The following is an 11,755-nucleotide window of genomic DNA, read 5'->3' as shown; positions in this document are numbered from 1 at the left end:
AAGAAATGGTGGTCTTATTGCTGAACTTCGTAAATATCGTACAATTCGTCGAGCATCAGATTGGCCGCTTTAATGCCGCCGGCCGTATTCCAGATCGCGTCGTCGACCTTGTAGGCTTTGCCTGCCTTAACGGCGCCGAGGCTGGTCCACAGCGGGTCGCTTGTCCATGCTTCCTCGGTCTCGTTCGCCTTGCCGTCGCCTGTATCGTAAGTGAAGTAGAACAGACGGTCCGCATCCGCTTCCGGCAGGCGCTCCTTCGTAATTTCATCGACGAACTGCTCCTTGGCATTAAGCGTCATCGGGTTGCGCGCAATACCGATTTGGTCGAAGATGATGCCGGAGAACGTATCCGTGTGATAGACGCGCGTTTTGTCAGCCATGAAGCGAACGACCGATACCGTCTCCTTCAGCTTGTCGCCGGCCTTCGTCTTGAAATCCTCGATCCGCTTGTCGAAAGCGGCGATCAGCTCGTCGCCCTCCGCTTGCTTGTTCAGCGCCTCGGCATACAGCTTGAAATTAATTTTCCATTCGCCGCGCAGCGTCTCGGATTCCACCGTTGGGGCGATGCTCTTCAGCGTTTCGTAAATTTTCTCGTGACGCATCTTGTTGGCGATGATCAGGTCCGGCTTCAGTCCGGCAATCAGCTCCAGATTCGGCTGGCCTTCTTCGCCCAGCTCCGTCACGCCTTCCATGTCCGCCTTCAGGTGATCGTACCACGGGTCGCCCGTCCAAGACTTCACCGCGCCGACCGGCTTCACGCCCAAGGCGAGCACCGCTTCCGTGCCCTCGTTCGTCAGAACGACGACGCGCTGCGGCGTACCCTTGATATCGGTAGTGCCCATAGCGTGCTTGACCGTACGCACCTGCTCGTTATCCGCGGCTTCCTGGCCGCCGTTAGCCGCGTTCCCCTCCGTATTCCCGCTATCGTTCGACGACTTATCGGTATTCGCATTGCCGTTGCCGCAAGCGGACAAAACCATAACCAGCACCAGAGCCAACATGCCCCATGTCAGCGTTCGTTTGTTTCGTTTTCCTGTGTTCACCTTTAACTTCCTCCCGAATGATCGGACCGCATCGTGCCGATTCTTAAGTAGTCAATTGAAAATAATTATCACTTCCGTTAAAAAACTATACGTGATAGGCACCGAAGCTGTCAATGAAAATTATGAGAACGATTCTCAAAATCATTGACACTCCCGCTTCATTCCTCTAAAATTCATAGCGTACTTTCCTTATTATTCGAACGGAATCAGTCCATCTTGCAAAGGCAGGCTATTATGAAACTATTAGGTCTTCTGCTCTCCACATGCGTACTCGTACTCGCTATGGTCTGCAGCATCGTGTTTGGCGTGACGGATATCCCCCTGCCGACGGTATGGGATTCCTTCTTTCATTATGACGGCTCGCGAGAGCATCTCGTGATTCAGACGACCCGACTGCCCCGCGCGCTTATCGCGGCATCCGTCGGTGCCTGCCTCGCGGTTGCCGGCGCGATTATGCAGGTCATAACACGTAATCCGATCGCTTCGCCAAGCACGTTCGGCGTCAATTCCGGGGCCGCCTTCGCGATCATCATGGCTTCGGTGCTGCTCGGCATCAGCGGCTTGCAGGCATACTCCATCGCTGCCTTGATCGGAGCCGCCGTCAGCGGCGGAATCGTATTTCTGCTTGGCAGCATCGGACGCGACGGCATGACCCCGATCAAGATTACATTGGCCGGCGCTTCGATGACCGCCTTCTTCTCCGCCTTGACGCAGGGGATTATGCTGTCCAACGGCAAGATGTTCGACCAGCTGCTCTTCTGGCTTGTCGGTTCGGTAGCGGGCCGGGATCTTGGCATGCTCGTGACGGCCATTCCTTATATGATTGCCGGTATGGTTCTGGCGCTGCTGGTCTCCCGCCATCTCAACGTCTTGGCTATGGGGGACGATGTCGCGCAAGGTCTCGGCCAGCGCACCGCAACCATCAAATGGATCGCAGCCGCAGCCGTCATCCTGCTGGCCGGCGGCTCCGTTGCGGTAGCGGGCCCGATCGCTTTCGTCGGCATCATCGTTCCTCATATCGTGCGTTATTTGATCGGCATCGATAATCGCTGGGTACTGCCATACAGCGCGTTGTTGGGGGCCATCCTGCTCGTATCGGCGGATATCGGCTCGCGTTATATCGCAATGCCCAAGGAAGTTCCCGTAGGCGTCATGACCGCCGTGATCGGCGTCCCATTCTTCGTCTACATCGCACGGAAAGGAAAGCGTCTTACATGAGCAAATTCATATCCTTACGTTTCGATAAAGCCAAACTGTCACTGCTGCTGGAGAAGCGGCACGCGTGGATCACACTTGCCCTGCTGGCGGCGACGATACTCATTATGATCGTCAGCACCGGCATCGGAAGCCAGTATATCTCCCCGGTCAATGTCGTTCGGGCAGTGTTTGGCCATGGCAGTCCGATGAATGATGTGATCGTGAATCAGCTCCGTCTCCCGCGCATCGTCATTGCCGTTCTTATCGGCGCTTCACTGGCCGTTGCGGGAGCCGTTCTGCAGGGAATCGTCCGCAATCCGCTCGCCTCGCCCGACGTGACCGGCATAACGGAGGGCGCCTCGCTAGGCGCCGTCTTGTTCATGTTCCTGTTCTCGGATACGGTATCGATTCATTGGATGCCGCTCATGTCGATCGCCTGCGCGTTTGCCGTAACCTTCCTGCTCTATATTCTGGCTTGGAAGGAGGGCGTATCGCCGCTAAGGCTCGTCTTGATCGGTACCGGGTTATCCGCCGCGTTCAAGTCCATCTCGTATATGCTCATCATCTCCGGCCCGCTCATTCTGGCGAGCAAATCGCTTACCTTCATGACGGGCAGCATATACGGCGCTTCTTGGAGCAATGATGTCATGAACCTGATGCCTTGGGTAGCGGTGCTGCTGCCGCTGACATGGCTGCAAGCGCGCCATGTGAACGTGCTGGCGCTGGGCGACGAAATCGCAACCAGCGCCGGAGCCCGCGTACAGCGCCACCGGTTGATCCTGCTGCTATTGAGCGTCGCCCTCGCAGGGGCTGCGGTCGCCATCGGCGGAGCGATATCCTTCATCGGCCTGATGGCGCCGCATATGGCACGCAAGCTGGTCGGCCCGTCCTTCGGGAATCTGCTTCCCGTAAGCGCGCTGATCGGAGCCATACTTCTCCTGCTGGCCGATCTGATCGCCCGCACCGCCTTTCTGCCGCTGGATGTACCGGCGGGCGTCTTCACCGCCGCAATCGGCGCCCCGTTCTTCTTATACATGCTGTACCGGTTCCGAAATCAAGCCTAAACTGGGAGGGAATATAGATGAGCACACTTAAAGCGAATAAGCTGACTTTGTCCTACGGAGGAGCGAATATATTCGAGGACTTGAACCTGACGATACCTGAGGGCAAGATTTCGGTATTCATCGGGAGCAATGGATGCGGGAAATCGACGCTGCTGCGGTCGATGGCCAGGCTGCTGAAGCCCCAAAGCGGCTCCGTCATCCTCAATGGCGCAGATATCGCCCGTCTCTCGACCAAAGAAGTGGCCAAACAGCTGGCGATTCTTCCCCAAGGGCCGACGGCGCCCGAAGGACTTACCGTACTTCAGCTTGTGAAGCAGGGGCGCTACCCGTACCAGAGCTGGCTCCAGCAATGGTCGAAGGAGGATGAGCGCTGCGTACAGCAGGCGCTGCATGCAACGGGAATGACGGAGCTGGCTGAGCGGACGGTAGACTCGCTCTCCGGGGGACAGCGCCAGCGCGCTTGGATTGCAATGACGCTCGCACAAGATACCGATACGATACTGCTTGATGAGCCCACGACCTATCTCGACCTGACGCACCAGATTGAAGTGCTCGATCTGCTGTTCGAGCTGAATCAGAGCGAGCGGCGGACGATCGTAATGGTACTGCACGATATCAACCTGGCCTGCCGTTATGCCCATAATATCGTCGCTATACGTAACCAGGCTGTATATGCTCAGGGACAGCCGGAACATATCATCAACGCCGAGTTGATCGAAAAGGTGTTCCACCTGAAGTCGCACATCATTCCCGATCCGATATACGGAACGCCGCTCTGCATCCCGCATGGCAAAGGACATCGGGCTGGCGAAGCGCCTCTCGAGGCGGTAGCGCTCTAGTCGGCAGCCTGCCGGCAGTCGTTCATGCCCAGGTCATCGTCCTGCCCGAAGTCGTTCGCGGCTTGGTCTTCAGCCCTTTTCGCGCTGCCGTGCACCAGGACATGGAAGCCATTATTGGAGCTTAAACAAGCTATATCGCTCACCTATCACGCTATAAGCGAAATGCAATCAAGGTCGCATTTGTCATGCGGCCTTTTCTTTCGTTATGATGAGAAGAGATCCGATTCATTGATGCTGGAAAGTGAGGGAAGATCATGAAGAACGGTATTCAGCTTCGCCGGCTTGGCAATTCTGATTTACAGCTTTCACCGCTCGGATTAGGCTGCTGGCAGTTCAGCAAAGGCAGCGGGATCGTAGGCAAATTCTGGCCTGTGCTCGGAGACGATGCGATTCAGGATATTGTCCGCACCAGCCTTGCGGGCGGTATCAATTGGTTCGATACCGCCGAGATCTATGGCGGCGGACAGTCGGAGCGGATGCTTGCCGATGCGCTGAACGCGGCCGGAGAGCTGGCCAAGAGCGCCCATGTCGCGACAAAATGGTGGCCGATCATGCGTTCCGCACCCAGCATATCGGGAACGATCGAGGATCGACTGCGCTGTCTAAAGGGCTGGCCGATCGATCTCCATCAAGTGCACCAGCCATATTCGTTCTCGACCGCGGCAAGCGAAATGCGCGAGATGGCCAAGCTGGTGAAAGCCGGTAAGATCAAGCATGTGGGCGTCAGCAACTTCTCCGCTGCCAAAATGCGCGAAGCCGACCGGACGCTGCGCGAGTTTGGACTCCGCCTGACGTCGAACCAGGTGAAATACAGCTTGCTCGACAGGCGTATCGAGCGCAACGGCGTTATGGAGACCGCCAAGGAGCTTGGGGTCGCGATTATTGCGTACTCCCCGCTCGAGCAGGGACTATTGACGGGCAAATTCCATGGCAATCCGGAGCTGGTCAAGCAGCTTTCCGGCCCCCGCAAATGGGCCGCGGCATTCAAGCCGGAGAGACTGAAGCGGACACAGCCCCTTATCGATCTCCTGCACCAGCTGGCTGCGAAATATGATGCGTCGCCAGGCCAAGTCGCGCTGAATTGGCTTATAAACGCACATGGAGAAACGGTATTCGCTATACCGGGCGCATCCAAGCCCCATCAAGCGCTGGAGAATGTGAAGGCGATGCGCTTCGCGTTGGATGCGGACGAAATCGCAAAGCTCTCTTCCATCTCCAGCCTATACGCCCGTTAGGCAATATCTGGCCATACGATGGCTATGCCTCGGAAGGAGAGCATACGAGCACCTGACGTTCGAACCGGCCTTTGCGGACCGCACAGCGGTCGCGGATAACCAATCCGGCTTGATCGACATCATCGTCTATGACTTCTGTCGTTATGATGACGATACGTCGGGCGAGACGTCTCGCGCTGCTGAGCATGTCCAACCTCTCCTCCGGCGGCATAACCGAGCATAGATTGTACGGCAGGTCTACGATAGCCGTATCGTAATTCCCCTCAAGCGACCGTATATCCGCAATGCGGACAACGTCCGGCATACCATAATGAGCGAGATTGACCCTTGCCCCGCGCACCGCTAACGGATTCAGATCGAACCCTTCGATATTCATTCCCATCGACAAGGCTTCGATAATAACCGTTCCAATCCCGCAGCATGGGTCGACGACCCGCACCCCCTCCGGCTCCGGCACGGCAATATTGACGACTGCCCGCGCCACACGCGTACCGAGCGCTGTCGAGTAGGGCTGCGGCTTCTGTTTATGCTTCAGCCATACCGCCTCGCCCTGCCGGCACTCGCCGAACACCCATCTCCCTCTGATGCGCGCGATGCCGAACACGGCCTCCGGCTTCCGCATTTCCGCTTTACCGGGTATTTGCATGCCGATTCGCCTTTCAATCCCTCGCTGTTCACCATATGGAATGCCACCGTCCGTTTCGACAAATACAACCTTAAACGTCCGTCCGCCGAGCTCGATGGCGCCTGCCTGTTCGGCAAGCTCCTCCGTCGTTGCTCCTTCGTAACGGATGGCGATTTTGTATTTGATGAACGGACTCCGGCTTGGGTCGACATTCTTCCCGCTTATGACGCCGTTCTCCTCCGGCTCGCTGCCCAGCATCGTCCTCATCTCCAGCCGGCACAGCTCAAATTCATCCTCGTGACATGCAACCGTGTACAAATAAGAGGGCGTCTGTCCGTATTCTTGGAATGCGCTCATTAAGCCTTGCCCCCTCCCATCCGCTTCCCCGGTTGATCACGATCATTGGACCGCCGGTATGTACGGAAGACGATGTCCTGATTATAATTGCCGAACCCTTCCCCGTATAACGTGACGCCGCCGACATGTTCCGCATCCTTCGGGACTCCGATCCTTAATGTCCAGTCGTTGCGCGTTACGGCAATATCGGCAAGCCGCACATCCGACAGCCGCTGGCCGTCAATGAACGTGCCTGAATCGGTTACGCGCAGCATTTTGAGCCATCCGTATTGATTAACGGTCCACCAGGAGGGTGTCAGCAGGCCCCGCCCGTCTCCGGGATCGCCCGGGCTCGTCCATACGCCAAGCAGCGTATCGTTCAAGTAAAAATGAATATCGGACGGCCAAGTCTCGGAGGTTCCCGGCGCCTCTGAGCCCGCCTCGAGCGAGATTTCGATTTCCTCCAAGATTTGGCCTGGCAGGACGTAGTTCGGAATCCGGTATTCCACGAATCCGCTGCCGAACCACAAGATCCGGGCATGCATCCGCTCCGGCTCGAAGAAGTAACGCGGATCGTCGAATTGTCCAATGATACGCTCCGTTGTTGCCAGACCGCATGTGGGGTGAATGTCAAACCGGGTGTAGTGACCCACCGGAATCGATACCTCATGAAATTCGCGGGGCTTATCGGCTTCCACCGGAATCGTGAGCTCGACGCGGCTTACGGCAAGCGAGCATATTTTGTGCGTGCCGCCGTTACGGCGGATCAGCTCCGTCCGGATGAGGCCGCCTGTCTCCAGCTTCTTCGTATGCATCGTCACAATCGCACTGCTCAGCCCGAGCGCGGACGCCAGATCCTTCACATTCATCGGCTGCGCGGCCAGCAGCTCCAGAATATGCAGCCGCACCTCGCTGGCCAGCGCCTCGTATAAGGGAAGCCATTGGCGTTCCGTATTCGCTTTGATCATCATTGTGTCGATCTCCCCTGCCGATTCATCATTAACAATTATATTAATTCAAGATAGCCGATAAGAAAAGCTTGCCAGAATGATGCTTATCATGTTTACTATTCTTGAAAACGTTATCTCATTAACCAGTTAATACTATTATTAATTTAAGGGAGAGATGCGCTTTATGTCAAATCAGGCAGCCATGATCGTGGATAAGGATTTTCGGATCGGGGAAGTCGATAAACGCATATACGGCTCGTTCATTGAGCATCTTGGACGGGCGGTTTACGGCGGTATCTATGAGAAGGAGCATCCTGAAGCGGATGAGCAGGGGTTCCGCACCGATGTGCTCCAATTGGTCAAAGAGATTGACGTGCCGATTGTCCGCTATCCCGGCGGAAACTTCGTCTCCGGTTACAACTGGGAGGACGGTGTCGGACCGGTTGAACGGCGCCCGCGCCGGCAGGAGCTTGCATGGCGCACCATCGAGCCGAACTGGGTCGGCTTGAACGAGTTTGTCGACTGGTGCCGCAAGGCAGGCTCCGAAGCGATGATGGCCGTCAATCTCGGCACCCGGGGACCGGAGGAAGCGCGAAACTTGGTTGAATATGCGAATTTCCGCTCCGGGACGCAGTGGAGCGACCTGCGTATTCAGCATGGGTACCGACAGCCGCACGGCATCCGGACCTGGTGCCTTGGCAACGAAATGGACGGCCCTTGGCAGATCGGCGCCAAAACCGCGGTTGAATACGGGCGCATCGCGGCGGAAGCTGCCAAAGTGATGAAGTGGACCGACCCTTCCATCGAGCTGGTCGCCTGCGGCAGCTCCGGTATCGGCATGCCGACCTTCCCGGAATGGGAAGCCACCGTGCTCGATTTGACCTATGATCATGTCGATTATATCTCCCTCCACACTTATTACGGGAACCGCAATAATGACTCCGGAAACTTCCTCGCCCAATCGATGGGGATGGACAAATTCATTCACACGGTCATCGCGACGGCCGATTATGTGCAAGCGAAGAAACGGAGCAAGAAGAAGATCAACCTGTCTTTCGACGAATGGAACGTCTGGTACCACTCTAACGAGGCGGACGGCAAAATCAAACCGTGGCAGATCGCCCCGCCGCAGCTGGAGGACGTCTATACGCATGAAGACGCGCTCGTCGTAGGCTGTATGCTGATCAGCTTGCTGAAGCGGGCCGATCGGGTACGAATGGCTTGCATGGCCCAGCTCGTCAACGTCATTGCGCCCATTATGACCGTTAACGGAGGCGCGGCTTGGAGACAGACCATCTTCTACCCGTACATGCATGCGAGCGCGTACGGCCGCGGGACAGCGCTCGTACCGCTCATTCAATCGCCGAAATACGATTCGAAGGATTATACCGATGTGCCTTATTTGGAGGCGGTCGCCGTACACAACGAAGAACAAGGCGAAGTTACGATATTCGCCGTCAATCGCGATTTGAACGGAGCACTGCCGCTCAGTATCGATCTGCGCAGCTTCGGCCCCTGCCGCATTCTGGAGCATATCGTGCTCGAGCATTCCGATCTGAAGGCGGCCAATACCGCTGACGCGCCGGACCGGGTCAAGCCGCATAACGGAGGTAACGCGACGGTAACGGACGGCAGCCGTATTGAAGCGGCGCTCGCGCAAGCCTCGTGGAACGTCATCCGCGTCAAGCTGGGATAATGATGCTCTGCCTGGCAGCAAACGAAAGAACACCGAAATGATATTTGGTTAGCCATTCGAGATACGGCGCCCTCCCTTCCCCTCGGGTAACGGGTTCCGTTTTAAGCTGCAAATACTCGAAATGAAAGTAAAAATGACAAGTCAATTGCAATATAATTGGCTTGTCATTTTTCATTAGTCTACGTTATACGGAGGTTACCATCTAGAACATAACTCTACAGTTTTTGAAATCATTCTTTCAATCTCCCCATAATTATGGTGTTATAGTATTCAAAACCAAAGTTTTATTGGATATGGTTAAGGCTTTGTAATCATGTATGTTATACAACACTGGTCGGATAAAAACGCTGATGATGCAGAAATTGTTGCACATTCTACAAGAATTCCCCCTGCATAGCGGCTAATCCATGATTTCATAACCACATTCCTGTATCAAGTACAACAATTCGGCCAATGGCGGATAAATGATGAATTGATGTTGCACATTGTACAACATCAACATCCATACATCTGTATCGATCGAATGATAGAAAAGATAGCATGCAAGGTAATCCGGCAACAGCCAGCTGGTCGGAGAAATACGCTAGCTCCTCCGGGCTAAGCTCCAGCAAAGTGATGCGATCGTATGGGTCCCAATCAGATAGACACCGTGCTGGAACAGCGTGCGGCGATAGCCAAGGGCTGTCCCGCTGCCAGTCGAAAGACTGGCTAAGCGCAGCTAATCCTTCCTATCGCAGCCCGGCCGACCGTCACGCGAAAATCAACCGATTCTTGAAGCGTCTTCCAGGAAGGGGCCAGCGGATGATCATCTCATAACGCTTCTCACGATCACTCGCTAACTTCCCGCATCGTATAATCCACAGGCACGTATTCCCGGTCCCGCAGGTCAAACCGGACGGATATCTCCGCAATTACGGTACCCGGCGACACGAAGCCTGCCATATCCGCCCATAATCGGTTCTCTTCATCCAATCGATACGAAATCACCGAACCGAGGCCGAGCTTGTCGAACCAAATTCCCGCATCGGATTCCTTGAATTGTTTGGTGATCGTCTGCCCATCCAGCGTAACCATGGCGTCCACCTGGCCATTGCTGACCTTCACCTCGGACACTGCAACACCGAGCGTCTCTTTGATCGGATTGCGCACAGGAATTTCCGTCATATTGTTCCGGATAATATGCGGTTCCGTCACATGGACGCCGCTTCCGTATGCCGTAGTCAGCACGATGACCGCATCCTTGGCCTTGTCTTGATCCATATCGGCGAAGTACACCTCCGGCGCATAGGTCTCATTCGTTACCGAGCGCCAATAGAACTCGCGGCTTCGATCGCCCCATACCACCTTGATCCGTTGATACAGGCCTGTGTCTAGGCTTCCCTCCGGCTTAGCTGCAAGAAGACGAAGATCGTCTTTATTGTAGAGCTCCACCCAATCCGTATCTTGCTCAGGAGCCGTCTTCGTATAGCCGACTGCTTTGCCCAGAATCATCGATCGATCGATACCGCCGGCCGCCTGGCTGTCATTGTAGCTGTGCCCCCACATGTCGCCCAGCAGAAAATATTGCCCTTCCCCAAGCTTCACCTCCTCTGCCATGCTCGTATTCCAGCTCTCCAAGTCCTCCCTGCCTCTAGGCGCCGAGCCATAGAAGGCTTCGAGCTTCCGTCCGTTAATGTACACCTGCCCGTCACGAAGACGAACCGTTTCGCCCGGCATCCCGATTACCCGTGAGAGATCGTAGGGTTCATAGACGGAATTACTGCCGCCAGGCTGAGTCTTGAAATAAACCACATCGCCTCTCGCAGGCTCCCGGGAGTCGTAATAATCCGGATCGATCACGATCGGCGTCGGCATGACCATTGTAGATGACCGAGCCATGCCATCATTAGCCGCCACATGGATAATCTGCGAGAACGTAGGCTCCCCGGCAAGCGGGAGGTCCTCCGGCGTAAGCTTGTCTACGATCGGCGACCGGTCTTCGAACAAGCTGGCCAATTGGCCGCTGCCATAGGGCCGCAGAGCAGGCACATCCAAGAAGCCGACAAGCAGAACCAAGCCGGCAATAAGTGCCGCACATCCGGCGTATAACCCCTTCCGTACGGATCGTCTGCGGGAGTTAGCCGGCGACTGAAGCCGCTTCTCCACCTGATCCCACATCTGCGCCGTAAACATCCGCTCGCCATAAGGCCGCTTCCGAAGCAGCCGGTTCCAGTCCGGTTCAGCTTTCTTCATCGCTTGTCTCCCCTTCCTTCAGCGCGGCGGCCGCCATCCTTCTTGCCCGGCGCAGACGCGACTTCACCGCCGTCACCGACAGATGGAGCAGGTTAGCCATCTCTTCCATCGTCAGCTCGTAATGGGCCTGCAGAATAAGCACCTCTCTATATTTGACCGGCAGCGCCAGAACGATTTGCCATACGTGATCCGCCTGCATTCTCTTCATATAATCCGCCTCTGCCGACGGCATGGCTTGCTTCGTACTATTAAAACCGACCAAAACAACTTTCCGCACAAATGCTGTCCGCCGGTGGGTGTACCACGTATTTCGCACAATTGTCATCAGCCATGTCCGCACGGAGGCTTCCCCTCGGAACGAGTCCAGCCGCCTGAACGCCTTCACGAATGTTTCCTGGGCCAGGTCATCGGCAGCTTCCTTCTTCTTCGTCAAAAAATAAGCATAATGCCACACATCCTCCGCGTACTCTTCCATCACTCTGCGGAAATCCGGCGGACTTAAGGCGGTCAAATGAATCAAGCCATCATCCGGCAATGC

At 55.7% G+C, this 11,755-nt stretch carries 10 protein-coding genes; 5 read left to right on the top strand and 5 right to left on the bottom strand.

The annotated features are described in order from the left end of the window. Positions 1 to 14 precede the first annotated feature (14 nt). Positions 15 to 1,043 (bottom strand): ABC transporter substrate-binding protein, encoded by a 1,029-nt coding sequence (locus L1F29_RS02830; RefSeq protein WP_373876472.1) that lies wholly within the window; start codon positions 1,041 to 1,043, stop codon positions 15 to 17. A gap of 234 nt (positions 1,044 to 1,277) precedes the next feature. On the opposite strand from L1F29_RS02830, the gene L1F29_RS02825 reads away from it, so the two are divergent. From L1F29_RS02825 to L1F29_RS02810, 4 genes are all read left to right on the top strand, one after another. After that, entirely contained in the window at positions 1,278 to 2,261 is a 984-nt protein-coding gene (locus L1F29_RS02825; protein WP_258386890.1) for a FecCD family ABC transporter permease, read from the top strand. Beyond that, on the top strand, positions 2,258 to 3,304 hold the full coding sequence (locus L1F29_RS02820; RefSeq protein WP_258386889.1) for a FecCD family ABC transporter permease: 1,047 nt from the start codon (positions 2,258 to 2,260) through the stop codon (positions 3,302 to 3,304). Before L1F29_RS02825 ends, L1F29_RS02820 begins: the two co-directional genes overlap by 4 nt. A gap of 17 nt (positions 3,305 to 3,321) precedes the next feature. Further along, positions 3,322 to 4,143, top strand: coding sequence for an ABC transporter ATP-binding protein (locus tag L1F29_RS02815; RefSeq protein ID WP_258386888.1), 822 nt, complete (start codon positions 3,322 to 3,324; stop codon positions 4,141 to 4,143). 254 nt (positions 4,144 to 4,397) lie between these two features. Beyond that, the gene (locus L1F29_RS02810) at positions 4,398 to 5,378 is read left to right on the top strand and encodes an aldo/keto reductase (protein WP_258386887.1); all 981 of its coding nucleotides are present in this window, start codon (positions 4,398 to 4,400) and stop codon (positions 5,376 to 5,378) included. Positions 5,379 to 5,400: 22 nt separating this feature from the next. Here the strand turns inward: L1F29_RS02810 and L1F29_RS02805 are convergent, their stop codons facing one another. Next, complete coding sequence (locus tag L1F29_RS02805) at positions 5,401 to 6,360, bottom strand: TRM11 family SAM-dependent methyltransferase (protein WP_258386886.1); 960 nt, start codon at positions 6,358 to 6,360, stop codon at positions 5,401 to 5,403. Further along, positions 6,360 to 7,310 carry an ArsR/SmtB family transcription factor gene (locus L1F29_RS02800; RefSeq protein WP_373876471.1) on the bottom strand — a complete coding sequence of 317 codons (951 nt, stop codon included), beginning with the start codon at positions 7,308 to 7,310 and terminating at the stop codon, positions 6,360 to 6,362. The genes L1F29_RS02805 and L1F29_RS02800 overlap by 1 nt, the downstream gene beginning before the upstream one ends. A 163-nt stretch (positions 7,311 to 7,473) precedes the next feature. Here L1F29_RS02800 and arfA point away from each other — a divergent pair, with 163 nt between their 5' ends. Further along, positions 7,474 to 8,985: an arabinosylfuranosidase ArfA gene (gene arfA, locus L1F29_RS02795; RefSeq protein WP_258386885.1), complete on the top strand. Its 1,512-nt coding sequence runs from the start codon at positions 7,474 to 7,476 to the stop codon at positions 8,983 to 8,985. Between the two features lie 828 nt (positions 8,986 to 9,813). Here the strand turns inward: arfA and lepB are convergent. Together lepB and L1F29_RS02785 are read right to left on the bottom strand one after the other, a co-directional pair. Then, positions 9,814 to 11,217, bottom strand: a complete 1,404-nt coding sequence (gene lepB, locus L1F29_RS02790; protein WP_258386884.1) for a signal peptidase I — start codon at positions 11,215 to 11,217, stop codon at positions 9,814 to 9,816. Then, the gene (locus tag L1F29_RS02785) at positions 11,204 to 11,752 is read right to left on the bottom strand and encodes an RNA polymerase sigma factor (RefSeq protein ID WP_258386883.1); all 549 of its coding nucleotides are present in this window, start codon (positions 11,750 to 11,752) and stop codon (positions 11,204 to 11,206) included. The genes lepB and L1F29_RS02785 overlap by 14 nt, the downstream gene beginning before the upstream one ends. Between the last annotated feature and the right edge of the window lie 3 nt (positions 11,753 to 11,755).

The sequence above is a fragment of the Paenibacillus spongiae genome, assembly GCF_024734895.1.
GTDB classification, from domain to species: domain Bacteria; phylum Bacillota; class Bacilli; order Paenibacillales; family Paenibacillaceae; genus Paenibacillus_Z; species Paenibacillus_Z spongiae.
Note: the sequence above shows the minus strand (reverse complement) of the source record. Positions and strands in the feature narration are given on the sequence as shown.